The organism is Pseudomonas sp. KBN12P06040 (assembly GCF_037574965.1).
Lineage (GTDB): Bacteria > Pseudomonadota > Gammaproteobacteria > Pseudomonadales > Pseudomonadaceae > Pseudomonas > Pseudomonas aeruginosa.
In genome coordinates this window covers 2437106-2460183 of sequence record NZ_JBBELS010000001.1, presented here as the reverse complement: position 1 = coordinate 2460183, position 23078 = coordinate 2437106, and the positions used below count along the sequence as shown (strand labels likewise).

Here is a 23078-nt window from a genome sequence, read left to right as displayed (position 1 = left end):
TCATCGGCTATACACCGCTTGTCCATTACCAGACGGCCAAGCCGGGGGCAGGGTCTTGGGCTGACGTAGTGTTTTTCAATACCATCACTTCGGCCGGCCTGCGCGCCATCATTCATCTGCTTTTGAGAACTTGTCCCGTCGAAAAAAAAGGTCAACCCCGAGGATGCCAAGGCAAATCCCCAAGATATCAAGACCAAAGCCTGCCAACTTGACCGAGGAGAATCGAAGAATAAGCACCCAAGCCGCAACAAACACAGCGATCCCAAGCCACTTACGGACCTCCCTGTTGCGCACTAGGTGACCGACCGCAACAATGACTACAGTCCAGATGGCGAACTGGATGACATCATTCATGCGGGCTCTCCCGCGCTCTGGACGATCTCCGACTTGACCGAATGCTGAGGCCCGATCCCGCCGGACACCTCCCCTTCAACGCTGATTACGACATCACCGGAGTGGTAAGTCGGCAGACTCTCTTGGGTCGCCCAACGAACTGCAAGGCCGCTGCCAACTCCAACAAAAGTGTTGATGCGTTTACCGGCTACACCCGCAAGCATACCGACCATGCCAGCAACGGTGACACGCTGCTGGTTCAGAGAGTCAGCCTGAGCTCGGGTCAAGGGCAGCGAGACAAAAACCCTCAGTATGCAAGGTCGGTCCTTTGCCTGCATCCGGTCGAAAACCTCAACCGCAAGATCAGCAGTCGCGTGACTGGCTTTCACTGACGGACAGTACTTCATGTGAAGCAGCCGGCTACGCTCCGCCCATGCGAGGCGAATGATCGCCAAGCTGAAGTTGATGCCGTGCTGGCTGTGAATATGCGTCCGTTCGATATCCATGGCGTTCCTTCCGTGCTTCGAGCGCGCAGTTTCGGTAGCCAACAACACCGCAACCACTAGCAAAACAGCTAGCTCTCAACATCCACGCCCAGACGGAGTTAGACTCAGCGCTCCGCCTCATAGGCAGCAACGCCCGTCCCTATGGCACGCCACTCATTCTGCGGCATGCGCGCGTCGCAGATGAATACCTCGACTTCGCCGCTTTCCTTCGGCTCCGCCGGCCGGATCGCTGCATGCCGGAGAATCGTCTGCATGTCTGGGACGTAGCTGCTCTCCGAGCCGTGGAATGACCAGATGCCGAACTTCCCTGCTCCACCCACCTGGTGGTCGAGTTTCACCGACCAGCCCTTGAATCGAATCACCAGCATCGCCCTGATCCGTAGGAAAAGGCCGTAGTCTACTCCTAATTCTGACAGGCCTGGTTCGCAGCCAAGAGTTGCGCCTCGTAACCAATCCGCTGCCGCCGCTCGGCCAGCAGCGCACGGACCTTGGTCTGTAGGTCGTCGTCTTTCCGCAGCCCCGCCGTGGCCCATGCGGGCACCTCCACCGCCGGCACCCGGCACGGCACCGCCACCGGCACCTCTACGCGCACCGTGCGCGGCTCCGGCAAGACCTGGCCGGCGCATCCCGCCAGCGCGAACACCACCAGCATCAGCACCATCCTCATAGACCCAACTCCTGATCAATGACCGCCTCGGCGGCCGCACACTGCCCGCCGGCGGTTCGCTCACGTACCAGGCGCTGGGCTTCGGCATACTGCTCGGCGGCCTGCTGTCGTCCCCGATCCACAGCTTGCGCGGCATCCCGGGCGCGCTGCTCGCCGGCCAGGCGGAGCGCGGCAACCTGCCGGACCTGCTCCGCCACTGCGGACTCCAACTCTCCCCGGGAGACACGGCAGGCGACCAGATCCGACCGTGCGGCATCCAACTGCGGCCGGTAGTGCCGCGCTCCGATCCAGACACCGCCGGCGGCGCCGAGGCCGAGCAGTAGCAGGCAGCCCAGCGCGACCGAGACAACACGGGACCAGATCACGACAGCACCGCCTTTGCGCGCTCCCACAACGCCAGGCGCTCCGCCTGGCCGTTCGTGCCGCCGTTGATGCGCCGAGTGATGGCGGCGAACTCGCCGCGGTCGGCCAGGTCGTTCAAGCCGTGACTGGCCCACCACCAGGCCGCCGACAGCGCAGCGAATTCCGGCTGCTCGAGCAGCTCTGGTTCCTGCTCCAGCGGCTGGCCCAGCCCGGCGCCGGCGGCGCGGTAGTTCGCCCGGCCGGTGATCTGTAGCAGCCCGCGCCCGCGGTACCGCCAGCCGTCGCCGGAGGCCTCGTCGCCATTGCCGTTGCGCGAGGCGTAGGCGTTGTTGGCGATGGCCCGAGGATTGCGCGCCAGGCGCTGCGCCAACGCGTTGGGCTGCCCGTCGGCGCCGAGGTAGCGAATCGGCCAGGTAGCAGCCAGGCCGCGCGCGCTGTAGTTGAGGTTCTCCACCAGGCGGGTCAACTGGCCGCTTTCATGGCCGATCTGGGCCAGAAACGCGGCGACTCGCACAGGCGACGTGATACCGAAGCGCGTCATCCCTCGGTTCAGCGCACCAACAAAAACGCCGGCGCGAGGGCCGGCGTTCGGGAGGATTTGCAGCAGTTGCTGCTCAGTGATAGGCATGCTGATCTCCAGGCACAAAAAAAAGCCCGCAGAGTGCGGGCTGGTCATAGAGTCTCGGGCTGCATCTCGGGAGGTGCCGGCATCGACAATCGGACATCGATCCAACTGTTGAGCGGGACATCCAGTGGGGCGCCCTTCCCGAGCACCATTTCGCCGTCGTCACTGAGTGTCCAGCGCTGTTTGAAGAGCCGGATGGTGACCGTCCCATCCTCAGCCTGTTCGCTGTCAGTGATACCGAGTGGGCGACCGCCGTCGGGAGACGCAGGGTCGATCACGCGCCAGCCCTCTTTCGCTAGCCCCAGGCTACCAGAGACCTTGTAGACGCCAACGGCGAGCCGTTGAACAGTAACGCCGCGGGCCTCTGCGTTGGCTACACCCCAAGCCCCCGCAGGCTCGAAGTCCAGTTCGTTGAGGTCCGGTCTCAAGCTCCCATCAACGTTGGCGATACGCACGACCGGCGATGCAGCACGAAGCGTCCCGTCGGTTGCTCTCGTCGTGTTTATAGTCGTGTAGAACTCGAAAATAGGGGCAGACGAGAATTTCCCGCACCGACCTTTGACCGTAGATGCCGGCACCTGGCCGAAAAACATCTGCGCTCCTCGCAAGTCGGATCCGTCGTAGCCGATCGTCAACACAGATCCGTTGCTAATGCCAGTTGCCACGGAGTCAACAGTTGTCGAATCGAATATCTCGACGCTTGTCGCATAACGATGAATCGATGGTGCTCGGTCAGGACGCTCAGAACCAATCCCGAATGCGCCGACCGGCATGGCGTTTCCAAGCGTTGTACCGATATCGGCCTGGGCGGCGCTGCGCAACTCGAGCGAGTTCCTCGCCTGGGCCGGCGTCGGTGCCGTTGCCCACGGCTGAATGCCGGCCAGCGTCCCTCCCCACTGGTTCGCTATCAGGTTGAATCGATCGCTCAGCTCCTTGTCGTAACCCAGGATTGGCGCAACCGCATAGGGCTGGCCGCTAGCCGTGCTGCCCCGGTAGTTGGGCTTTATCGACATGACCGTCGAACTGGCGACGTTGCTCACTTCGTAGAGGCGCCCGTCAGGGGCAATAAAGGCGTCGCCTACCCGGACATTCGAAGAAAACTGAGTTCCGGTGCCGGTGACGGTCGGGCTATTTTCTGTCACCGCGACGGTGCCGGTTGAATACCATGCCATTTAAGCCTCCTTCAAATTACGCGACAACAATGAGTGGCCAGTTGAACTTAAATCCGATCTCATCCGGAACTAACGAGGAGACGAAAATCATGGCCCGGGAATTGTACAGGAACCCTATACGAGGGGGTTCCAGAGTATAGATATGCTTTAGATTAAAATGACTCACCAGAAAATAGGTGGACAACCCATATGGATATGGAAGTGCCCATGTTTGCATGTGCATACCTCCGGGCCAATTAGGGTTATGGGCGTATAACTCCCACTCCTGCGCCCCTCCAACAAACCGCACAATCTCGCGATTACTGTCGAACATGACACGCGACTGAGCATCGAATACATGCATGCCCCACCCTCCTATACGGGGTAGCATGACTGCTGCGGCCTTCCACTTTCCTCCATATACCGGCGGGTCGGTATCTTGGAAACTAGACTGGTAAAACGCAAATCCAGACCAAGCCCCAGCCCCTCCCAGATGTCGAAATCTATAAATCTGGTGAGGCCCATTAGGACAGAAGTATACATATGGCTCGTAGGGCGAATTAATTGGCGCCGAGTAGTTTACAACAATTTCCACCGCTCCTTGAACGCCATACACCCCACCTTCAACAATATGCATGCAGGGGTTTGAGTCATCGATAATTGTTTGCCCATTGTTCCCTCGAACAAGGATACCGTAGCTCATGAGAACATTACCGCATGCAGGACATAGGTAACATTTGGAGATCCGTCTCGCAAAAACGTAATTACATTTCCAGATATTCTATAGGAAGGGACGTTTCCAAATGGGTAGCCGCTTGAGATTAAGAAAACTACACCACGAGCGGGATCAAAGCCGGGAATACTCACTGCCATTCCTCCTGTGATCGCTCCAATCGATTGTCGATATACAGTCCGCGCCGACTGGCCGGTGAGGTCCATCACGATCCCTCCGGCTGCGTTTCGAATTCGGATGCCATAGCTCATGCGTCGAGATTCCCGATCTGTACCCGTAACACCAGGTTCGCGTCGTAGACTTTAACGGCCTCCGCTGTCTGCCTCATGAAGCCTCCGGACGTTGCGCTGTTCATCGTCAAACTCCCTGCTTTATCAAGCTTCCACAGCGGCTCGCCGTTGGCACCGAGTGCGGTCGACTGAATCACGTTGCCGATCTTCGCGTTCGTAATCGAACCGTCCTGAATCATCGCGTTGTTGATGAACATCTGGCCTCCGACGATCGAGACCGGCGCCACGGTCTGCCCGCTGGAACTGTTGAACCAGAGGAACCGATCAGCCTGGAACGCCATGGTCGTCACGCTCGTGCCGCTGTCGAAGCCCAGTTGCCAGCCAGCGGCGTACGACTGCCCATTGGCATGGGCCTGGAGCTTTACGCTGTAGAGCGCCTGAACGTTCCCATCCAGAGAGGCCACTGCCTGGGACGTCGTCTGGATTGCCGCACTGTTGCTACCCACCTCCGCTGAAAGTTGGTCGATGCGCTGGGCAGTGGCTTGTCTGTCGCTCGCGGTCACCTGCTCGACCGTGGTAATGCGCCCCTCCGCAGTTGCAGTCCGCGCTTCAAGCAAGCTCGTCCGCTTCGCCTGCGCTTCGTCCTCGTTCGCCCGCACGGTGACTTCGGTGGCGGCTCGAGCAATGGTGTCCCAGCCCTTCAGCGCATCGGCCTTCTCTCCGGTCGCCGGCTCCCGGCGGGCGGCAGCCTGCAGAACATCCAGGCTCGAAGCCGCCGCTTCGACCTTACCGTCGAGCTCGGTGATATCCGCAGTGTTGGTGGCCACCTGCTGGGCCAGGCCGTTGGCCGTCTCGATCGACTGTCCGATGTCGGCCCAGTAGGTCGCATTCGGCGGAGAGGCGTTGAGCGGCACCGCCTGCTTCGCTTGATACAGCCGGTTGCCGACCCGCACGATATCGTTCTTCGCGTAGGTCTTCGTCGGGTCGTAGGCCAGCACATCGGTCAGATTGTCGATCTGGTCCTGCAGGCCACTGATATCGACCTGCATCTGATCGATGTCGGCGAAGAACTGCTCGCCCAGCGCGGACTCGACGTACTCCTTGGTGATCAGTTCGTTGTACTCGCTCGCATCCGTCGAGCTGATACCGTCGACCCAGGCCGACCAGGGGCCGACGTTGCCGGTCCGGTCGATCAGCCGCCCGCGGAAGGCCAGGCGAGCGCCGGCCGCCAGCGAGGTCAGCGTGTGGGTGTCGGTCGGGTATGCGAACAAGCCCAGGGCAGTTGCGTTCTGTTCGCTGCCGCCCGGGGTAACCGACTGTTGGATCTCGGTGTAGGCGGTGTCCGCCGCGCCACTGGCCGGGAATGCCCACTCCAGGCCGATCTTCCACGGTCCGCTGGTGGTACGCAGGAACGCCAGCGCCGGTGGCGCGCCGGTCTTACCGCTGAGCTGGGTCAGGATCGAGCTCTTCCAGACCGACGTGATGTCGAACGCCGACACCGCGCGCACCCGCGCCAGATAGCCTCCTGCGTAGATGCCGGTCACATCGACGCTGGTGGTGCCGGCACGCGGCAGGCGGATCCAGTTGCCGCTGTCCTTCTTCCACTCGACGTCGTATGCCACCGCCCCTTCTACAACAGGCCAGGCGATGGTCATCGTGCTGACCGCCAACCCCTGATCGAACTGGTAGTGCGAGGTCAGCGTGACGCTCGCCGGCGGCGCAACTGTGGTGATCGGGATAACGCTGATCGGCCGGCTCTCCAACTTGGCACCAGTGTCGATCGCCGAGAACTTCCCGGGCTCATACTGCAGAGCGGTGATCTCGAAGACACCCCGCTCCGGCTGGCTGACTTTCATCACACGGTAGAGCGGCACCGCCAGGTCGTCGGCATCGAGGGTCCAGACCAGTTCCGGTAGCGGGGTCTCGCTGTAGGCTGTCGTCACGGTCACCGCGCGCCCGGTTACCGACTGCACGGTTCGCGCCTCAGCCTTACCGCTGGGCAGGTTCAGGAGCAGCCGGTCGCCAGCCTTCGCCTGAGTATCGCGATCCAAGGTGATCACTCGGCCAGCAACCGCCGAGATCCTCCCGCCGATCTCCCGTCCAGCCAACAGCGCATCAGCCACCGGAATCACCCATCCCGGCAGCGGGATTGCTCCGTCCATCCCGGTACGGAACGTTATCGTGCGATCCTGGCTGTTGGTCAGGATCGCCCATTTTCCGCGCCGCTGGGCCTCACTCTCGCGGGTGCAGCCAATGGCTGCCACCTCGACCGGGTTGTCGCCGTAACGCCGCTGCAGGCGCTTATCGGTGGCCACAGCCACGTCGGTGTCGTAGTTGTTCGCCGGATTGTCGTAGCTGACCAAGGCACGGCTGTAGCGAGTGCGCTCACTGGCCGAGCCGTAGCTGAAGCGGTCGTCAATGACATTGGCCCGGGTGTAGGCGAAATCGACGTCGGTGGCGCGCGGGATATCCGCCTGGATCTTCAGTTGGCCCTGGGCCCAGTACGCCATACCACGGTAGATCGCGGTGAGGTCACGCAGCAGCTCCCAGGCCCCGGCGCGGCTTTGCAGGTTCAGGTTGCAGGTGTGTCGCGGCTCCTGGCCGCCCTTCCCGTCCGGCACCAACTGGTCGCAGTACTGGGAAATCCGGTACATCTCCCAACGGTCTACCATCCAGGCCTTGATGCGTTTACCCACACCGAAGCGATCGTTGGTCACGATGTCGTAGGTGTGCCAGACCGGGTTGTCGGTCCAGGCCTGTTTCATCGTGCCGTCCCAGATGCCGAGGTAGGCCCGGGTCTCCGGATCATAATTGCTCGGCACCTGGACCTTCCTCCCGCGGCAGTCGACTGTGACAGCCGGAATGTTGCTGAACTGCTCTGCGCTGAACTCGACGTACAGCAGCGCCGTGTTCGGGTAGCGCAGCTTCGCGTCGATCACCTCGGTGTAGCCGGCGATCAGCATGGTGTCGGCGATGCGGTTGTTGTTCTGGTTCGGCGTCAGGCGGCGGACGCGCACCTGCCAGCCATTGGTGGCCGCCGGCAGGTCGATCCGGCGGGAACGCTCGTAGCGGGTGGTGGTCTTGCCATCGACGGCCTCGCGCAGCACCTCCTGATAGGCGCCGCCGTCGGTGGCCAGATCTACGGCATATTCGATCCGGTACCCGCCGATGTTGCCGTTGGTGTCCTGCTGCTGGAGCGCTGGCCAGGCGAAGCGCAGACGCACTGCGGAAAGCTGGGTATTGCTCAGCGAGCGCACCCAGGGCGTATCGCTGCGCAACTCGACGTTGACGCTGGTTTCGTTCTCAACGGCAGGGATGCCAGGGATGTAGTCCTGGTCCACCGCCCCCGCGCGCCACTCCCACTTAACGTTGGGGAAGTTCAGGTTACCGCTCGGGTCCATCAGTGGGGTGTTGTCGAGGTAGATATCGCGCTCGCTCGGAACGCCGGCGAACTCGCCCTCGCCCACGGCGAGCAGGATCTTGGCCATCGCGACCGAGCGCAGGCTGTCGGGTGCCTCGACCGGCTGTTTCGGCTTGCTACTGCCGCCCTTGCGACCGGCCAGGTGCTGGTTTTCTGTGCCCATGCTTTCCTCCGGGCAAAAAAAGTCCGCTCTCGCGGACTGAAAGGCCAATTAAACTGTATGCATTAGCAGTAGCCAGCAGCCATCACAGGGATGTAATTTCGACACTGCACTATCAAGCAAATTTCTTAACAGCAAGGAAAGTAAAATGAAGTTTCACAGCGAAGAATACATCCAAAGGGATGCCGAGTTCGGACGTATTCTTGACTTGGCTTCGAAAGGAGCAAAACAAGTCTTAATTGTATCACCAGACAAAATTGACTCCCTAGACGACAGCCTAAAATACGCACTTGACGAAAAAACGGCTAAGGAATTGAAGAAAAACAGAAAAGCCACCACCACCAACAGCTCCGGAGAACTAATAGAACTCTATCTAGAGACTGGAAAAACAAAGTCCGACTTTAAGAAAGGAAATATATTGTTACCCTGGACATCAGAGCTCGACACACATCAACGCCTTAAAGACCCTCGCGGAATTGACACCTATTACATTCCACATAGTGGACCTGGCACAACAAAGGCCGCTGGCCTCAAGGTAAAAGACGAACTTTCAGCCTACATAGAAAGCAATCCAGACTCATCCGCCCTCTAAAGTTAAAGTTAATTTCTGATAGAAACTCAGGACTTATCTTCAGCGTAAATTGAAGCCGAGATAATCGCCCCGCCCCACCGGCGCTTCCCGTAGCAGATCGGCACCGGGTTCCCGCTGGCGGTGGTATTTCTGGCGCTGCCGAAGGCGTAGCTGGGCTGGTTCTCCGGCGCCGCGCTCTGCTTCAGGCCCTGGGCCTGGGGGCTGAGCATTTGGATGACGCCGCCTGCAACCATCCCTATCCCTGCAGGCAGCGCATACGGGGCTATGACGGGAAAAGCGTAGGAAGCAGCGATCAGCACAGCCCCGACTATCGTCTGCACCAACCCGCCACGCTTCCGGCCACGCATGACCGGAGCAATGCGAATTTCCTCGGCGCCCCCGAACTGCAGCTCATCTTCGGAAATGTTCCGTTTCCCACGGAATACAGCGAACTCCAGACCTCGCAGGTGGGCATTGGCGAGGAAGCGCTCGAGGCCAGGAATCTGCACGCACAGGGCCTTGATCGCTTCCGCAGTCGACCCGACGAGCATACGGTACTCCCGACCGAACTGCCGGAGCGCGCCGTAGAGTTTGATGGTGGTCATCGGAGTGTGGTGCGCTGCGGTGGTCATGCGTTTCTCCAGGTAATAAAAAACCGCCCGGAGGCGGTTTATGCGATTATTCATTCCTTCCGTATGAAGGATGATCGGCCGTACTTCGCCTCATAATCAGCAGCCAGTTTCTGGCATACCGACTTAGCGAAACGCCTAGCCGACATGTCTAAAAGTCGATCATCAACATCTTTCCAGCACAAATCGATAGCTACTCGAGCCCTATCCTTATCCCTGGACTCAGGGGTCTCTGTGCTTTCTAGAACTGCACCAAGAATTAGGAGAGCCACCAGAGCACCTATTGGTAGCAGCACTAAACAGATCAGGACTTTTTTTGCTGCCCCCATAGTGGGCTTTTGAAGATTTTGCGGCAGCCCTACTTCCTCATTAAGTGCTTCGCCACAGTACCTGCACTTAATCGCTTCAGCCTTGATTACTTCAGCGCAGAAGGGGCATTTCTTTTCGTCGGCATCCATACGACTCTCCACAATATAATTGTGGCGGAGGATACCAAATAGCCAGCATCAAGACCCAGGGCTCATTCGGCAGAAACAGAGAGGGCGCCTGAAGGCGCCCTCTCCATGCCGTTTACGGCCCATACCCTAGGATGAGCAGTTCCATGCTCATGCCGAAGCCCGCGTCGACCAGTTCAGTTGCTTGGCACAGTGCTTCCTCACGTGCGCTGCGGAACCCAGCCCATCCCACAGAAAGCCCGCCAACTCGACGCCAGCATTACAACCGAGCCCGCTCAGGTGAGTGGCCAGGCGACGGCTCTCAACGATCTTCCAGCACTTCTCCACGCAGTCGACCAGAAACGCGATGTTCGACCACGAGCAGGTGTCGACGGCCGACGCGGCTCTATCCTTCGGCAGCCACTCGCCTTCCAAGGCGTAGGCGGCGATGAAGTTCCGCGCGCTGTCGAGCCGGTCGGCCTGTAGTGGTCTACTGATCCCGGACACCGATTTAGGCGAGAATCCTCGCCGTGAGAGAGGTGTCTGATGAGCAAGCAACGACGTACGTTTTCCGCCGAGTTCAAACGAGAGGCCGCGGCCCTGGTGTTGGACCAAGGCTACAGCCATATCGACGCCTGCCGTTCGCTGGGGGTGGTGGATTCGGCCTTGCGCCGTTGGGTGAAGCAGCTCGAGGCGGAGCGCCAGGGTGTGACCCCGAAGAGCAAGGCGTTGACGCCTGAGCAGCAAAAGATCCAGGAGCTGGAAGCCCGGATCAACCGGTTGGAGCGGGAGAAAGCGATATTAAAAAAGGCTACCGCTCTCTTGATGTCGGACGAACTCGATCGTACGCGCTGATAGACCAGTTGAGTGAGCAGGAGTCGGTGGAAGTGGTCTGTTCAGCTTTCGATGTGGCGCGGTCTTGCTACTACGTCCACCGTCTTCGACGGCGGCGTGTCGATGCTCGCCGCGTGGCGCTACGCAGCCAAGTCAACCAGTTGTTCAGCCAGAGTCGGGGCTCGGCCGGCAGCCGCAGCATTCTGGGCATGCTGCGCGAAGAGGGCGTGACCATCGGCCGTTTCCGAGTGCGTCGGTTGATGCGTGAGCTGGGCCTGGTCAGCAAGCAACCGGGCTCGCACGCCTACAAACAGGCCACGGTTGAGCGGCCGGATATCCCGAATCGGCTGAACCGCAAATTCGCGACCGAGCATCCCAATCAGGTGTGGTGTGGCGACATCACCTACGTCTGGGCGCAAGGCCGTTGGCACTACCTGGCCGCGGTGCTGGATCTGCATACCCGGCGGGTGATCGGCTGGGCGTTCTCGGCCAAGCCGGATGCCGAACTGGTGATCAAGGCCCTGGACATGGCCTACGAACAGCGCGGCAGGCCACAGCAGGTGCTGTTCCATTCAGACCAGGGCAGCCAGTACGCCAGCCGCCTGTTTCGGCAACGGCTCTGGCGCTATCGGATGCAGCAGAGCATGAGCCGTCGGGGGAATTGCTGGGATAACTCGCCGATGGAGCGCCTGTTCCGCAGTCTGAAGTCGGAGTGGGTCCCGTCAACGGGTTACCTGACGGCGCAGGAGGCCCAACGGGACATCAGTCATTACTTGATGCACCGCTACAACTGGATCAGGCCGCATCAATTCAACGACGGGTTACCACCTGCGGTGGCCGAAGAAAAACTCAACCCACTGTCCGGGATGGGTTGACCACTACACTGGCGGCCCTTCCTACGGCGGTAAACCGACCAGTTGCGGACAACCGGCCGGCACGGTCCTTACTGAAAACCACCGTGCCGTGGGCGTCGCCTACCTGGCGCAACACAATGGCGGGTACAACGCGACACTCGGCCGCCATCCTGCGGAGCCAGCCACCGCCCTGACCACCAGCGGGAGCCAACAGAACGTCGTGACCGCCAGCTTAGTAACACTGCGCAACGGCTGCACCGGCCGCGATCTCCGAGAAGGAGCCCCAGCGATAACCGCCGGCGCCGATGACCTGGCGCTCATGGAATGCACGCTATCGCCGGAGAACGAAGCCGGTGCGCTGCGGGTGGCGGCCTTCCTCATGGGGTACTACGGGTCCGACAACACCTACGATCCGCGAGATCCGGCCGCCACCATCACCACCCGCGACCGCCTCGCACTGGTGACCGTGACGATCAAGGGAAATCCCTACGTGATCGTAGATATCGGCATGCGGATGCTCACGCCGCTGGAGCTGTTCCTGATCCAAGGGTTCCCCAAGACCTACAAGATCGACGTAGGGCACGACGGCCGCCGTTTCAGCAACAAGGCCAAAGTGAAGATGTGCGGCAACTCGGTGTCGCCCAAGCCCTATTACGCCCTCCTCAAAGCCAACCCCCTCTTCCCCGAAGAAACCATGAGGGAGGCAGCATGAGCCAGAACACCCAACAAGACAGCCGCCCCATCGTCGAGGTGGTCGACCTTCCAGAGTTCAGCGTGGAGCACTCCACCGAGTTTCTGACCGGTTCCGCACCGTGCGCCGGCGTATCCCGCCCACTGACCTCCGTCTGGTTCGACCAGCGCGCCCACGCACTGTCCAACATCAACAAGACTGAGGGGGAGCAACAATGCGTAGAGCACTGACCGCACTCGGCATCATCGCCGCCCTCGGCCTTGCCGCGGTGCTCGCTGCAGAGGTGTTCCCAGCCCTCCGCACGCTGGCCGCCTGGCAAGCGGGGTGCTACTGATGAATACCCTGTTCCTTCTCATGGCCCAGTACAACGGCCTCGCCATCATCCCGCTGAATAGAGTATGCGCCGACTACTTCAGTCACCTGACTGTCGAGCAGTTCCAGCGGAAGGTCCTGGCCGGACAGATCCAGATCCCTATCACGCGGATCGAGTCCAGCCAGAAGGCTGCCCGAGGCATTCACTTGGCGGACCTGGCGGCGTATCTGGACAAACAGCGCGAGGTCGCCCTGAAAGACCATGAACGGCTAAACCGAGCCCGACCGGCGGCCTAACTTCTTCTTGGAAACCCATTCCCCGAAGGACACCGGCATCGCCAGGACCTTCGGGAGCCATTCCCAGCCAGCATATTTATCGCCAGACCCACGCAGATGGGTATATCGCCGAAGAGAGTTCCAATCTCGGTGCCCGCTGACCGAAGCCACCTTGGGAATGTCCCACTCCAGCTCAAACAGCCGACTGATCGCTTCGTGGCGCAGATCGTGAAACGTCAGATCCTCTATACCTGCGGCAGTGATCGCGCGACTCCATGCCCCCTGAATCGCATCGGTGGTGTATGGAAAGATCTCGTCGAAGGCCCGCGGCATACTCTTGATGACCGCCATTGCCTCCTCGGGTAGCTGACACCACACGTCGTTACCCCACTTGTCGCCTGGGTTCTTCATGTCCCGGACCAGGACGGCGCCCCGGGCCTCGTCCAGATCCGCCCACCGGATACGGATGATCTCCTCCTGCCTTCGGCTGGAGAACAATGCGAAGGCAGCGACCTTCGCCATGCACATCGAGGTCGGCCGCGATCGCCATGAGCGCTCGAACGCCTGAAACAACCGATCCAACTCTTCAAGTGTCGGGCGCCGATCACGCTCCCTGCTGCGCAACTTGTAACCCAGGTTCTTGAGAACTCTGCGGGCTTTCGCCATAACGTCCGGGTCGACTTGATACCCCCAGGCTGCCTCCGCCACTCCTAACACCGACCCAAGATGTGCCAGGTCATTGGCAACTGTCTGCGCCTTCACCCCTCCCCCGTCCGGCCCCATACGCCACAGTGCATAGTCAACGAGCACCTGACTGGTGATATCCCGGTCGATGGTATCGCCCAAGTGGGAAGCGGCGATGGCGGTCAGCGTGGCGATCTTGGTCTTACCCAGCGGGCGAGTCTTATCCCGGTCGGCCAGGTACTGCGCGATAATGTTCCGAAGCAGTACCCCCTTTTTCGTGGCCCGCTCCAAGCCACCAGGCTCGGCCAATTCAGCCTCCCGACGGAGCGCCCATGCTTCAGCGGCCTTTTTCCGGCTGAAACTTGCGCTCTCCTGATAGACTTGCGCGCCTCCGCGCTTGATACGAATCTGCGCGGTGTACATCACCGTTCCATCGGCGTTGCGCCGAGCGCGAATAGTGGCCATCGTAACTCCCGGTCCCGGTGGTAAAAGGCGTTAGGCGAGTGGTAATTTTTACCACCAACCCGCCAAATATGCCCGAAAACCCCGAAAAACGCACCGATAAAGCGCACACAAAAGACCTGATGAATCAAGCCTCAACGCCAGAAATGACGCGCCCTACACTGTCCCGCCGCTTCTCCGTTGCGCCGATGATGGACTGGACCGATCGCCACTGCCGCTTCTTCCTGCGCCAGTTGTCCCGTCACACCTTGCTCTACACCGAGATGGTCACCACCGGCGCGTTGCTGCACGGCGATCGCCAGCGCTTCCTCCGCTACGACGAATGCGAGCACCCACTGGCGCTGCAACTGGGCGGCAGTGTGCCGGCGGAACTGGCGGCCTGCGCGCGGCTGGCGGAAGAGGCCGGCTACGACGAGGTCAACCTCAACGTCGGCTGCCCCAGCGACCGGGTCCAGCACAACATGATCGGCGCCTGCCTGATGGGGCATCCGGCGCTGGTGGCGGACTGCGTGAAGGCGATGCTGGATGCGGTGGAGATAGCGGTGACGGTGAAGCACCGCATCGGTATCAATGGGCGCGACAGCTATGCCGAACTCTGCGATTTCGTCGGCCAGGTACGCGAGGCCGGCTGCCGGAGCTTCACCGTGCATGCGCGGATCGCCATCCTCGAAGGGCTCTCGCCCAAGGAGAACCGCGAGGTGCCACCGCTGCGCTACGAGGTCGCGGCGCAATTGAAGAAGGACTTCCCGGACCTGGAGATCGTCCTCAACGGCGGCATCAAGACCCTCGAGGCCTGCCGCGAGCATCTGCAGACCTTCGACGGCGTGATGCTCGGTCGCGAGGCCTACCACAACCCCTACCAGCTGGCCGCGGTGGACAGCCAGTTGTTCGGCAGCGAAGCGCCGCCGCTCAGTCGCAGCGAGGCCTTGCTCCGTCTGCGTCCGTACATCGAGCGACACCAGGCCGAAGGCGGCGCGATGCATCACGTGACCCGCCATATCCTCGGCCTGGCCCAGGGCTTCCCCGGCTCCCGGCGATTCCGCCAGTTGCTCTCGGTGGACGTGCACAAGGCCGCCGATCCGCTACGGGTTTTCGACCAGGCGCTGGAACTTCTGGCGGGGCGATAGCTCCCATTGAGCCGCGCCTGCGGCTCGGGTAAGGTCGGGGGATTCTTCTTCCCAAGAACCCACCTGACAAGACCTCGCCATGACTTCGAAGCTGGAACAACTCAAGCAATACACCACGGTGGTCGCCGACACCGGCGACTTCGATGCCATTGCCCGCCTGAAGCCGGTGGACGCCACCACCAACCCGTCGCTGCTGCTCAAGGCCGCTGCCCTGCCGCGCTACGCCGAGCACCTTCGACAGGCTACCGCGGGTAGCGGCGGCGACGCCGGACTGGCTTGCGACCGCTTCGCCGTGGCAGTCGGCAAGGACATCCTCGGAGTCATTCCCGGACGTATTTCCACCGAAGTCGACGCGCGCCTGTCGTTCGACAGCGAGGCCACCCTCGCCCGCGCCCACCGCCTGATCGAGCTGTACGACGAACAGGGCATCGACCGCGAGCGGGTGCTGATCAAGATCGCCTCCACCTGGGAAGGAATCCGCGCCGCCGAGATTCTGGAACGCGAGGGCATCCAGACCAACCTGACCCTGCTGTTCTCCTTCGCCCAGGCGGTGGCCTGCGCCGACGCCGGGGTGTTCCTCATCTCGCCGTTCGTCGGGCGCATCTACGACTGGTACAAGAAGAGCGAGAATCGCGACTACGCCGGCGCCGAGGATCCCGGCGTGCAGTCGGTCTCGCGCATCTATCGCTACTACAAGGCCAACGGCTACAAGACGGTGGTGATGGGCGCCAGCTTCCGCAATCTCGGCCAGATCGAGCAACTGGCCGGCTGCGACCGCCTGACCATCAGTCCCGACCTGCTGCAACAACTGGCTGACGCCCAGGGCGAGCTGCCGCGCCTGCTGCTGCCGGGCGAAGGCGAGCCGCGCCAGGTGCTCGACGAGAGCGCTTTCCGTTGGCAGATGAACGAGGACGCCATGGCCACCGAAAAGCTGGCCGAAGGCATCCGCCTGTTCGCACGCGACCAGGAAAAGCTCGAATACCAGTTGGCGACCCGCCACTGATCGCCGCTGCCGGCGGGACGCGCATGCAGGGCGTCCCGTTCCGGCGCAGCGGAATTCAGCAGGAGTTCGGGAAGGGATCGACCGGTTAATGGCGCTCCAGGGCGCTGACCAGGTCGTGGAAGGCTTCGCGGTTGGATTCGTTGAGGCCCATCAGGATGCGGTGCGCCTCCAGGACCTTGTCGCGCACCACATCTTCCGACTGGTCCTGCGGCGGCAGGTCGGACAGGCACTCCGGACACGGAATCGGACGATCGACGATATTGAACACCTGATCGAAACCCATCGACTGCAACAGACGGGTAATGTCCGGATTGGTGGTCACCAGCGTGGGCAACAGGCCGATTTTCTGCCGCGACAGGATGGACAGCTTGGCCAGTAGGCCGAGCGTGGTGCTATCGATGCTCTGGGTTTCCGTAAGATCGATGATGATCGCCGAGAAATTCAGCGCAGCGAAGATCTTTTCGATGGTGGAATCCAGGGCCGAGCACAGGGTGAGGCGGACCTCACCGACGAATTTCAGAACGAAGGAGCCGTTCTGTTCGGCAAACTGGATTTTACCGGTACTCATGCAAGGTTCCTGCTCAACACCAGCAAGGCGATATCATCCGGCATCTCCGCCAGGTTGGCCAGCCCGAAGACCTGGCGCAGCCCGTCGAGGGTGCCTCCGGCGGCTGCCACCTGCTCCGGTAGCGAAGCCTCTTTCTCCTTCAGCGTAGCTCCTGGCAGCACATCGAGGATGCCATCGGAAAACAGCGACAGGCTGAAGGAAGGGGGCAACTCCATGACCCGGTCGTCATAGCTCGCATCGTCGAACAGGCCCACCGGCAGGCCACGGCCTTCCAGGTAGCTCGCCTGCCCGTCGACGAACAGTACCGGGAGCGGCAGGTGGCCGCCGATGCTGTAGGTCAGGCTGTTCTTCTCCAGGTCGATGACCCCGCCGAGCATGGTCACGTGCTTGCCCAGCTTGGTATTGATCAGGCCGCGGTTGATGTGCGCCAGCACCTCGGACGGCTTGAACTCCGGGAGCGTGCCGTTGCGCCGTGACTCGTAGAGCAGACGCGTGGTCATGAACTTCAGCAGCACCGTGACGAAGGCCGAGGAAGCGCCATGGCCGGAAACGTCGGCCAGGTAGAACGCCACGCGTCGCTCGTCGACCCGGAAGTAGTCGACGAAGTCGCCAGAGAGATACAGCGACGGAATGATCCGGTGGGAAAACTCCAGCCCCTCGATGCTCCACGGCGTCACCGGAAGCATGTTCATCTGCACCTGGCGTCCGGCGTTCTGGTCTTCCTGGAGCAGGTTCAGGCTGGCCTGCAATTCGCGGTTGGCGGCTTCCAGCTTGTCGCGGTAGCGCTGGTTCTCGACCCGCAGGTAGGCGCGATCCAGGGCCCGGCGCACCGAATGCTCGAGCACCGCGAGGTCTTCCAGGGGCTTGATCAGGTAGTCGGCGGCGCCCAGGCGCAAGGCTTCCACCGCATCGCTCATCACGCCGGCTCCGGAAAGCACGATGATCGGCGTTTCCGAAGCGGTCTGGCGGATGCGGCGGATCAATTCGAGGCCGTCGATCTGCGGCATGCGCAAATCGCAAATGACCAGGTCCGGCTGTTCGCTTTCGAAGATCTGCAGGCCCTGCAGACCGTTGAGGGCCTGCAACACCTTGAAGTTGCTGTCTTCCAAGTAGGCAGCGAGGCTTTCGCGCACCACCTCGTCGTCATCGATGATCAGCAGCGTGGCACTGACTTTATGCATGGGTCATCCAGGCAAACGGCGCCGGAAACAGTGGGTCCTAGGCGCTTATTGTAAGTGACAACAGCGCGGCTACGGGGTTCGACAAGGCGCAGACGGTACTCCCATCCGTTGAGCAGTTCAAGCCGTTGACCTTTGCCGGAAAATCCGCCTTTGTCCGTCCGATCCCGTCCGCACGGTATAAACTTTGACGATAATCGCCAGGATTGCCAGTCGCCCCCCCATCGCCCCGACCATGAGGATCAGCCCATGCAGCCCATCGAGCACAACTACAGCGAGAAGCGCGACTTCATCCGCATGAAGCTCGACACCCCGGTCACCATCCGCTGCGAAGGCCGCGAGTCGGTGGCCCTGTGCCGGGACCTGTCCGCCAGCGGGCTGCTGCTGGAAGCGCAAAGCGAGCTGGCTCCGGGCGACCACCTGCGGGTGAGCATCCCGTCCACCCACGAGACCCTCACCGGCCTGGAACTGGAAGCCCGCGTGGTGCGCTGCGAACGGCTCGGCCCGGGGCGGCATAGCCTGGGGCTGAGCATCGTCGCGATCCACTGAAACGACGAAAGGCGACCCAAGGGCCGCCTTTCCAGGTGTCGCACGAAGCGGGTCGACTTAGAAGTCGTCCTCCACCTCGCCGTCCTTGACCTTGAACTCGCGGTTCTGCAGGTAGGCGTTGCGGATGAAGATGTACTTGTCGCCGCTGATCAGTTTTTCCGACTTCAGCAGGTTGGCACGGGTGTCGACGGTGTTGATGCCGAACATCACGTTGCGCGCGCGTACGTCGTCCATGTAGTGGTAGGGACCGACATAGATGTCCGGGATCTTCGCCGGGGCATCGCGCAGCGTGCTCGGGCCGAGGAACGGCAGCATCACGTACGGGCCGCTGCCGACGCCCCAATAACCCAGTGTCTGGCCGAAGTCCTCGTCGTTGCGCTGCAGGCCCATCGGGGTCGCCACGTCGATCAAGCCGGCCAGGCCGAAGGTGCTGTTGAACAGCAGGCGGCTGGTGTCCACGCCGGCGTTGTGGAACTTGGCCTGCAACAGGTTGTTGGCCAGGTTCTTCACGTCGCCGAGGTTGTTGAAGAAGTTGTGCACGCCGTCCTGAACGAAGTTCGGGGTGACCTTCTGGTAACCCTGGGCCAGCGGTTTCAGCGCATAGGTGTCCAGGGTGTCGTTGAAGGTGAAGATGGGACGGTTGATGCTTTCCCAAGGGTCTTCTTCACTGGCCGCCAGGGACAGCGTGGGTGCCAATGCGAGGCTGGCGCAAGCCAGGATTCGGGCACTACGTTCGATCCAGTTCACGCCGCGGGCGCGCATTGCTGTATCTCCTTTGCATGACTAGTCTTGGCCGCCAGCGCGGCTTCAGCGTGCGCGCAGTATATAGGCTCGCATTGATTTTGAGACTAGAAGAGTTACGAGATGGCTGACAGACAATTGCTACACACGGCCCATATCCCGGTGCGCTGGGGCGACATGGACAGCTACGGGCACGTCAACAACACCCTTTATTTCCAGTACCTGGAAGAAGCCCGGGTGGCCTGGTTCGAAACCCTTGGCATCGACCTGGAAGGCGCTGCCGAGGGGCCGGTGGTGCTGCAAAGCCTGCACACCTACCTGAAGCCGGTGGTGCATCCGGCCACCGTGGTGGTGGAACTGTACGCCGGCAAGCTGGGCACCAGCAGCCTGGTACTGGAACATCGCCTGAGCACCCTGGAAGATCCGCAAGGCACCTATGGCGAAGGCCACTGCAAGCTGGTCTGGGTGCGCCACGCGGAAAACCGTTCGACGCCCGTGCCGGACAGCATACGCGCCGCGATCGCCTGACTCAGGCGCCCGGATAGGCCGCGTCGAGCACGATCTCCAGGGCGTCCGGGCGCCAGAACTCCTGGTCGAACTCGACCACCCTCTGCCCCTCCGCGTAACTCAGTCGCTCCAGGTACAGCGCCGGCGAACCCGGCGCCAGTTGCAGCGGCTCGGCCTGGGCCGCGTTCAGCGCGGTCGGATGCATCGCCAGTTGGCAGCGCGTCGGCTGCAGGCCGAAACGCTCGCGCAGCAGGCTCATCAGCGAAGTATCGAGGTCGTGGTCCAGCAGGCCCGGGCACCACCCGGCATCCAGGGCGATCAGTTCGATCAGCACCGGACGCTCGTCCACCCAGCGGCGCCGTTGCAGGAAATACACCGGCGCGCTGTCCTCCAGCCCCATCCGCTTGGCCAGCCAGGCGCCGGCTGCTCGCCGCTCGGCGTGCAGCGTCTCGGTACGCGGCTGGCGTCCCTGGGCGCTGACGTATTCCATGAAGCCGGTGGTACGGGTCGGGTTGTAGCGGATCCGCGGCGGCGCGACGAACCAGCCGCGGCGGTTCTCGCGATAGACCAGGCCTTCGGTTTCCAGTTGCTGCAGGGCTTCGCGAAGGGTGATGCGGGTACACAGGAAGCGCTCGGCCAACTCCCGCTCGGAGGGAAGTTTCACCTGCAGCACGCCCTGGGCGATATCCGCGGCGAGCTGGTCGCGGATGCGCAGGTACTGACGAGATTGATCGACCGGCATGACGGCCTCGCTGATTCAGACCGGCCGATTATAACGGCAGCCCGTCGGCCTATCGCCACTGCCACGAAAACGTCACGGCAGCGTCACAAAACCCCTCTAGGCTGGCCTAGACCATTTGCCAGACGCCTTTCGCATGCCCAGCTCCGACCAACTCCCGCGCTTCACCGCCCTGCTCTTCGGACTCTCCGGCGGCCTGGTGGATTTCGGCGCCCGGACCCTGTCCCTGGCGCTGCTGCGCAGCCATCCGCATAGCCCTGCCGAACACCTCCGCGACGCCAGTCTGCTGCCCTTCGCCGAGGCACAAAGCTTCCTGTTGCGGCGCAAACCGAACAAGAGCGAGCGCCAGCGCCTGGAGCAGGCCCTCGACGAAGCCGCCGAGGAACAGGCCGAGGCCATCACCGGTGCCGTGGCCCTGTTGGAGAGCCTGGACGAACAACGGATTCCCTACGCCTGGCAGGACGAGCTACCGGAATCGGTCTGCCAGCGCCTTGCCGCGCCGCTCGGCCGAGCGGACGCCCTGATCCCCCTCGCCGGCGCGCGCCCCTGGCCGGCCCCCGATGGCTGCTGGCAGGCCCTCGCCCGGCTGGGCATCGAGCGCCTCGACGGCTGCGTGCTGGTCAGCGCCCAACCGCGTCAACTCCAGGCCGGACTCAATGCCGGGCTATGGACCATCGGCCTGGCCGCCAGCGGGCCGTCGTGCGGCCTCTCGCCAGCCGACTGGGACGCTCTCGGACATACCGAGCGCGACCGCTTGCGCGCCGACGCCACCCTGGAACTGTACCGCCTGGGCGTGCATTCCGTGATCGATCACCTGGGCGAGCTGCAACCCTGCCTGCACGACCTCGCCGTCCGCCGCCTGAAAGGAGAAAAACCATGAGCCGCGCCCGTCACCGCTTTCTCGACGAACTGGCCGAACGCTTCGCCAGCCATGGCGCCGAGCCCTATGGCGAGGCAGTCAGCCAGGCCGAGCACGCGCTGCAGTGTGCGACCCTGGCCGAGCGCGCCGGCTGCTCGGACAGCCTTGTAGTCGCCGCCCTGCTGCACGATATCGGCCACCTCTATGAAGACCCGGCGCAGATCGACGAGGAGGACCTGCGCCACGAGGAATTCGGCGCACGCCTGCTGCGCGAGCTGTTCCCCGAGTCGGTCTGGCAGCCGGTGCGCCTGCACGTATCGGCCAAGCGCTTCCTCTGCGCGGTGGACCCGAGCTACCACGCCAGCCTGTCGCCGGCCTCCCGGCACAGCCTGGTGCTGCAAGGCGGGCCGTTCGACGAGCGTGCCGCCGCGGCCTACATCAAGGCGCCCTATGCCCAGGACGGCCTGACCCTGCGCCGCCTCGACGACCTGGCCAAGGACCCGGCCATGCGCACCCCCGAACTGACGCACTTCTTCCCGCTGCTGGAACGCCTGCTGCGGATTGATCCGGATCGCGCACATCTGCGCCCGACAGGTTAATCTGTTCGGCATGGACGGACCTTTCGGCGCCCGCCGGAGGTCCACCGAAGACTTGTACGTCGAGGGAAATGCCATGCCGAAAGAGAGTCTGCTGCGCGAACTGTCCGCCCTGCGCGAGCAACTGGAGCAACAACCGCCGCTGAACGAAGAGCAGCGCGCCGAACTGGAACTCCTGATCAGGGACATCGAACTGAAACTGGCCAACGAGGACGCCCTCAACGAAGGCAGCCTGGTCGATGGGGTCAACCTCGCCGTCGAGCGCTTCGAGGTCAGCCACCCGACCCTCGCCGGCACGCTCCGCTCCATCGTGCAGAGCCTGGCCAACATGGGTATCTGAACGACTTGCCGAAATGAAAAGCCCCGGCATGGCCGGGGCTTTTTCGTATCCGCGTGTTGCGAGGGGTTACTGGCGCACCAGGCGTCGGTTGTCCGGCGCGACCTCCGCCAGGCTGCGGTAGGGATTGATATCCAGGCCGCCACGGCGTACGTAGCGTGCGTAGACGCTGAGCGCCTGCGGCTGCAGCAGGCGCTGCAGGTCGAGGAAGATGCGTTCGACGCACTGTTCGTGGAAGTCCTGGTGCTGGCGGAAGGAAACCAGGTAGGCCAGCAGGCTGGCCGGGTCCAGCGCCGGGCCCCGGTAGTCGACCACCAGGGTGCCCCAGTCGGGCTGGCCGGTGACCGGGCAGTTGGACTTGAGCAGGTGGCTGTAGAGCTGCTCCTCGACGATCCGCCCGGCGTCGCAGCGCAGCAGTTCCGGGCGCGGCTGCTCGTAGCCGTCGACGGCGATGTCCAGCTCGTCGATGCAGTGCCCCGGCAGGCGCCCGATGCCCTCCTCGGCCACCTCGTCGAGGCTGCGCAGGCGCACGCCCACGGGCGCCCCGGCAGCGGCCGAGAGATCTTTCTCCAACACCGTACGGAGCGCCTCGCGACTGTCGAAGGCGGACTGGTTGAGGGAATTGAGGTAGAGCTTGAACGACTTCGACTCGATGATGTTAGGCGAGTCCGCCGGGATCGAGAACTCACCGATCGCCACCACCGGCTTGCCGGCCGGGGTCAGCCAGGACAGCTCGTAGCAATTCCAGATATCCACGCCGCGATAAGGCAGAGTCTCGGCGCTCAGGCCAAGCTCGGCCCATTTCGCCGTGCGTGAAATGGGGAACAGCAGCGACGGCGTGTAGCTGGAGACGTATTCGCTGGTCTTGCCCAGCGGCGAATGTTCGGCGGGATGCTGCATGCGGGAAACCTGCTGGATGAATCGCGCAGGGCCCTTCC

29 protein-coding genes are annotated in these 23078 nt (G+C 62.3%); 12 read left to right on the top strand and 17 right to left on the bottom strand.

Annotation, left to right across the window (positions count from 1 at the left end):
* Positions 1-108: 108 nt before the first annotated feature.
* From VQ067_RS11720 to VQ067_RS11685, 8 genes are all read right to left on the bottom strand, one after another.
* The gene (locus tag VQ067_RS11720; protein ID WP_004354886.1) at positions 109-354 is read right to left on the bottom strand and encodes a hypothetical protein; all 246 of its coding nucleotides are present in this window, start codon (positions 352-354) and stop codon (positions 109-111) included.
* The gene (locus VQ067_RS11715; protein WP_021263881.1) at positions 351-839 is read right to left on the bottom strand and encodes a hypothetical protein; all 489 of its coding nucleotides are present in this window, start codon (positions 837-839) and stop codon (positions 351-353) included. The genes VQ067_RS11720 and VQ067_RS11715 overlap by 4 nt, the downstream gene beginning before the upstream one ends.
* A gap of 104 nt (positions 840-943) precedes the next feature.
* Positions 944-1207 (bottom strand): hypothetical protein, encoded by a 264-nt coding sequence (locus VQ067_RS11710; RefSeq protein ID WP_003160542.1) that lies wholly within the window; start codon positions 1205-1207, stop codon positions 944-946.
* A gap of 35 nt (positions 1208-1242) precedes the next feature.
* Positions 1243-1506: a hypothetical protein gene (locus VQ067_RS11705; protein ID WP_033990688.1), complete on the bottom strand. Its 264-nt coding sequence runs from the start codon at positions 1504-1506 to the stop codon at positions 1243-1245.
* Complete coding sequence (locus VQ067_RS11700) at positions 1503-1871, bottom strand: hypothetical protein (RefSeq protein ID WP_033990690.1); 369 nt, start codon at positions 1869-1871, stop codon at positions 1503-1505. The genes VQ067_RS11705 and VQ067_RS11700 overlap by 4 nt, the downstream gene beginning before the upstream one ends.
* Positions 1868-2497, bottom strand: coding sequence for a glycoside hydrolase family 19 protein (locus tag VQ067_RS11695; RefSeq protein ID WP_033990692.1), 630 nt, complete (start codon positions 2495-2497; stop codon positions 1868-1870). The genes VQ067_RS11700 and VQ067_RS11695 overlap by 4 nt, the downstream gene beginning before the upstream one ends.
* Positions 2498-2541: 44 nt before the next feature.
* Positions 2542-3666 carry a phage tail fiber protein gene (locus VQ067_RS11690; RefSeq protein ID WP_224790188.1) on the bottom strand — a complete coding sequence of 375 codons (1125 nt, stop codon included), beginning with the start codon at positions 3664-3666 and terminating at the stop codon, positions 2542-2544.
* Between the two features lie 959 nt (positions 3667-4625).
* Positions 4626-8192, bottom strand: coding sequence for a phage tail protein (locus VQ067_RS11685; protein WP_003130899.1), 3567 nt, complete (start codon positions 8190-8192; stop codon positions 4626-4628).
* A gap of 145 nt (positions 8193-8337) precedes the next feature.
* On the opposite strand from VQ067_RS11685, the gene VQ067_RS11680 reads away from it, so the two are divergent.
* A complete protein-coding gene (locus VQ067_RS11680) occupies positions 8338-8781 on the top strand; it encodes a hypothetical protein (RefSeq protein ID WP_123809178.1) in 444 nt (147 codons plus the stop codon).
* A 26-nt stretch (positions 8782-8807) separates the two neighbouring features.
* Here VQ067_RS11680 and VQ067_RS11675 read toward each other — a convergent pair whose 3' ends face one another.
* The 3 genes from VQ067_RS11675 to VQ067_RS11665 form a co-directional block, all read right to left on the bottom strand.
* On the bottom strand, positions 8808-9392 hold the full coding sequence (locus VQ067_RS11675; RefSeq protein WP_023115896.1) for a tail assembly protein: 585 nt from the start codon (positions 9390-9392) through the stop codon (positions 8808-8810).
* Between the two features lie 50 nt (positions 9393-9442).
* Complete coding sequence (locus VQ067_RS11670; RefSeq protein WP_071536348.1) at positions 9443-9847, bottom strand: hypothetical protein; 405 nt, start codon at positions 9845-9847, stop codon at positions 9443-9445.
* Positions 9848-9994: 147 nt separating this feature from the next.
* Complete coding sequence (locus VQ067_RS11665; protein ID WP_317951521.1) at positions 9995-10330, bottom strand: hypothetical protein; 336 nt, start codon at positions 10328-10330, stop codon at positions 9995-9997.
* Between the two features lie 39 nt (positions 10331-10369).
* Here VQ067_RS11665 and VQ067_RS11660 point away from each other — a divergent pair.
* From VQ067_RS11660 to VQ067_RS11645, 4 genes are all read left to right on the top strand, one after another.
* Positions 10370-11532 (top strand): IS3-like element IS222 family transposase gene (locus tag VQ067_RS11660; protein ID WP_087920907.1). Its coding sequence is split into 2 segments (ribosomal slippage): positions 10370-10625 and positions 10625-11532, totalling 1164 coding nucleotides; the frame shifts between segments, so codons are not numbered across the junction.
* An 88-nt stretch (positions 11533-11620) separates the two neighbouring features.
* Entirely contained in the window at positions 11621-12223 is a 603-nt protein-coding gene (locus VQ067_RS11655; RefSeq protein WP_171894645.1) for a DNA cytosine methyltransferase, read from the top strand.
* Positions 12220-12432 carry a hypothetical protein gene (locus VQ067_RS11650; protein ID WP_003130860.1) on the top strand — a complete coding sequence of 71 codons (213 nt, stop codon included), beginning with the start codon at positions 12220-12222 and terminating at the stop codon, positions 12430-12432. Before VQ067_RS11655 ends, VQ067_RS11650 begins: the two co-directional genes overlap by 4 nt.
* A gap of 103 nt (positions 12433-12535) precedes the next feature.
* Positions 12536-12811, top strand: coding sequence for a pyocin activator PrtN family protein (locus VQ067_RS11645; protein WP_003130859.1), 276 nt, complete (start codon positions 12536-12538; stop codon positions 12809-12811).
* On the opposite strand, the gene VQ067_RS11640 is transcribed toward VQ067_RS11645, so the two are convergent.
* The gene (locus tag VQ067_RS11640) at positions 12785-13939 is read right to left on the bottom strand and encodes a site-specific integrase (RefSeq protein ID WP_171891557.1); all 1155 of its coding nucleotides are present in this window, start codon (positions 13937-13939) and stop codon (positions 12785-12787) included. The genes VQ067_RS11645 and VQ067_RS11640 overlap by 27 nt on opposite strands.
* A gap of 143 nt (positions 13940-14082) precedes the next feature.
* On the opposite strand from VQ067_RS11640, the gene dusA reads away from it, so the two are divergent.
* Positions 14083-15063: a tRNA dihydrouridine(20/20a) synthase DusA gene (gene dusA, locus VQ067_RS11635; RefSeq protein ID WP_074241064.1), complete on the top strand. Its 981-nt coding sequence runs from the start codon at positions 14083-14085 to the stop codon at positions 15061-15063.
* Between the two features lie 79 nt (positions 15064-15142).
* Positions 15143-16066, top strand: coding sequence for a transaldolase (tal, locus tag VQ067_RS11630; RefSeq protein WP_003090868.1), 924 nt, complete (start codon positions 15143-15145; stop codon positions 16064-16066).
* An 85-nt stretch (positions 16067-16151) separates the two neighbouring features.
* Here the strand turns inward: tal and rssC are convergent, their stop codons facing one another.
* Together rssC and rssB are read right to left on the bottom strand one after the other, a co-directional pair.
* The gene (gene rssC / locus VQ067_RS11625; RefSeq protein WP_003104052.1) at positions 16152-16634 is read right to left on the bottom strand and encodes an anti-sigma factor antagonist RssC; all 483 of its coding nucleotides are present in this window, start codon (positions 16632-16634) and stop codon (positions 16152-16154) included.
* Entirely contained in the window at positions 16631-17815 is a 1185-nt protein-coding gene (rssB, locus tag VQ067_RS11620) for a two-component system response regulator RssB (RefSeq protein WP_009313899.1), read from the bottom strand. Before rssB ends, rssC begins: the two co-directional genes overlap by 4 nt.
* 246 nt (positions 17816-18061) lie before the next feature.
* Here rssB and pilZ point away from each other — a divergent pair, with 246 nt between their 5' ends.
* On the top strand, positions 18062-18361 hold the full coding sequence (gene pilZ, locus VQ067_RS11615; protein WP_003104055.1) for a cyclic di-GMP-binding protein PilZ: 300 nt from the start codon (positions 18062-18064) through the stop codon (positions 18359-18361).
* A gap of 57 nt (positions 18362-18418) precedes the next feature.
* On the opposite strand, the gene VQ067_RS11610 is transcribed toward pilZ, so the two are convergent.
* Positions 18419-19123, bottom strand: coding sequence for an MlaA family lipoprotein (locus VQ067_RS11610; RefSeq protein ID WP_003090872.1), 705 nt, complete (start codon positions 19121-19123; stop codon positions 18419-18421).
* A gap of 102 nt (positions 19124-19225) precedes the next feature.
* Between VQ067_RS11610 and VQ067_RS11605 the strand changes: the two genes are divergently transcribed.
* A complete protein-coding gene (locus VQ067_RS11605) occupies positions 19226-19630 on the top strand; it encodes an acyl-CoA thioesterase (RefSeq protein ID WP_003108942.1) in 405 nt (134 codons plus the stop codon).
* A 1-nt stretch (position 19631) separates the two neighbouring features.
* On the opposite strand, the gene VQ067_RS11600 is transcribed toward VQ067_RS11605, so the two are convergent.
* Positions 19632-20351 (bottom strand): UTRA domain-containing protein, encoded by a 720-nt coding sequence (locus VQ067_RS11600; protein WP_003104061.1) that lies wholly within the window; start codon positions 20349-20351, stop codon positions 19632-19634.
* A 133-nt stretch (positions 20352-20484) separates the two neighbouring features.
* On the opposite strand from VQ067_RS11600, the gene VQ067_RS11595 reads away from it, so the two are divergent.
* From VQ067_RS11595 to VQ067_RS11585, 3 genes are all read left to right on the top strand, one after another.
* Positions 20485-21228 carry an HAD family hydrolase gene (locus VQ067_RS11595; protein ID WP_031685678.1) on the top strand — a complete coding sequence of 248 codons (744 nt, stop codon included), beginning with the start codon at positions 20485-20487 and terminating at the stop codon, positions 21226-21228.
* The gene (locus tag VQ067_RS11590) at positions 21225-21806 is read left to right on the top strand and encodes a phosphonate degradation HD-domain oxygenase (protein WP_003090877.1); all 582 of its coding nucleotides are present in this window, start codon (positions 21225-21227) and stop codon (positions 21804-21806) included. The genes VQ067_RS11595 and VQ067_RS11590 overlap by 4 nt, the downstream gene beginning before the upstream one ends.
* Before the next feature lie 73 nt (positions 21807-21879).
* Positions 21880-22143, top strand: coding sequence for a DUF4404 family protein (locus VQ067_RS11585; protein ID WP_003090878.1), 264 nt, complete (start codon positions 21880-21882; stop codon positions 22141-22143).
* A 66-nt stretch (positions 22144-22209) separates the two neighbouring features.
* Here VQ067_RS11585 and queF read toward each other — a convergent pair whose 3' ends face one another.
* Positions 22210-23040 carry an NADPH-dependent 7-cyano-7-deazaguanine reductase QueF gene (gene queF, locus VQ067_RS11580; protein ID WP_031685677.1) on the bottom strand — a complete coding sequence of 277 codons (831 nt, stop codon included), beginning with the start codon at positions 23038-23040 and terminating at the stop codon, positions 22210-22212.
* Positions 23041-23078 lie beyond the last annotated feature (38 nt).

Coding starts and splice junctions, on each gene's coding strand:
- VQ067_RS11680 (WP_123809178.1), top strand. CDS start 8,338: ATGAAGTTTCACAGCGAAGAATACATCCAAAGGGATGCCGAGTTCGGA.
- VQ067_RS11720 (WP_004354886.1), bottom strand. CDS start 354: ATGAATGATGTCATCCAGTTCGCCATCTGGACTGTAGTCATTGTTGCG.
- VQ067_RS11710 (WP_003160542.1), bottom strand. CDS start 1,207: ATGCTGGTGATTCGATTCAAGGGCTGGTCGGTGAAACTCGACCACCAG.
- rssC (WP_003104052.1), bottom strand. CDS start 16,634: ATGAGTACCGGTAAAATCCAGTTTGCCGAACAGAACGGCTCCTTCGTT.
- VQ067_RS11715 (WP_021263881.1), bottom strand. CDS start 839: ATGGATATCGAACGGACGCATATTCACAGCCAGCACGGCATCAACTTC.
- VQ067_RS11690 (WP_224790188.1), bottom strand. CDS start 3,666: ATGGCATGGTATTCAACCGGCACCGTCGCGGTGACAGAAAATAGCCCG.
- VQ067_RS11675 (WP_023115896.1), bottom strand. CDS start 9,392: ATGACCACCGCAGCGCACCACACTCCGATGACCACCATCAAACTCTAC.
- queF (WP_031685677.1), bottom strand. CDS start 23,040: ATGCAGCATCCCGCCGAACATTCGCCGCTGGGCAAGACCAGCGAATAC.
- VQ067_RS11585 (WP_003090878.1), top strand. CDS start 21,880: ATGCCGAAAGAGAGTCTGCTGCGCGAACTGTCCGCCCTGCGCGAGCAA.
- VQ067_RS11610 (WP_003090872.1), bottom strand. CDS start 19,123: ATGCGCGCCCGCGGCGTGAACTGGATCGAACGTAGTGCCCGAATCCTG.
- tal (WP_003090868.1), top strand. CDS start 15,143: ATGACTTCGAAGCTGGAACAACTCAAGCAATACACCACGGTGGTCGCC.
- VQ067_RS11640 (WP_171891557.1), bottom strand. CDS start 13,939: ATGGCCACTATTCGCGCTCGGCGCAACGCCGATGGAACGGTGATGTAC.
- VQ067_RS11605 (WP_003108942.1), top strand. CDS start 19,226: ATGGCTGACAGACAATTGCTACACACGGCCCATATCCCGGTGCGCTGG.
- VQ067_RS11650 (WP_003130860.1), top strand. CDS start 12,220: ATGAGCCAGAACACCCAACAAGACAGCCGCCCCATCGTCGAGGTGGTC.
- VQ067_RS11685 (WP_003130899.1), bottom strand. CDS start 8,192: ATGGGCACAGAAAACCAGCACCTGGCCGGTCGCAAGGGCGGCAGTAGC.
- dusA (WP_074241064.1), top strand. CDS start 14,083: ATGACGCGCCCTACACTGTCCCGCCGCTTCTCCGTTGCGCCGATGATG.
- VQ067_RS11695 (WP_033990692.1), bottom strand. CDS start 2,497: ATGCCTATCACTGAGCAGCAACTGCTGCAAATCCTCCCGAACGCCGGC.
- VQ067_RS11705 (WP_033990688.1), bottom strand. CDS start 1,506: ATGAGGATGGTGCTGATGCTGGTGGTGTTCGCGCTGGCGGGATGCGCC.
- pilZ (WP_003104055.1), top strand. CDS start 18,062: ATGCAGCCCATCGAGCACAACTACAGCGAGAAGCGCGACTTCATCCGC.
- rssB (WP_009313899.1), bottom strand. CDS start 17,815: ATGCATAAAGTCAGTGCCACGCTGCTGATCATCGATGACGACGAGGTG.
- VQ067_RS11590 (WP_003090877.1), top strand. CDS start 21,225: ATGAGCCGCGCCCGTCACCGCTTTCTCGACGAACTGGCCGAACGCTTC.
- VQ067_RS11600 (WP_003104061.1), bottom strand. CDS start 20,351: ATGCCGGTCGATCAATCTCGTCAGTACCTGCGCATCCGCGACCAGCTC.
- VQ067_RS11595 (WP_031685678.1), top strand. CDS start 20,485: ATGCCCAGCTCCGACCAACTCCCGCGCTTCACCGCCCTGCTCTTCGGA.
- VQ067_RS11645 (WP_003130859.1), top strand. CDS start 12,536: ATGAATACCCTGTTCCTTCTCATGGCCCAGTACAACGGCCTCGCCATC.
- VQ067_RS11670 (WP_071536348.1), bottom strand. CDS start 9,847: ATGGATGCCGACGAAAAGAAATGCCCCTTCTGCGCTGAAGTAATCAAG.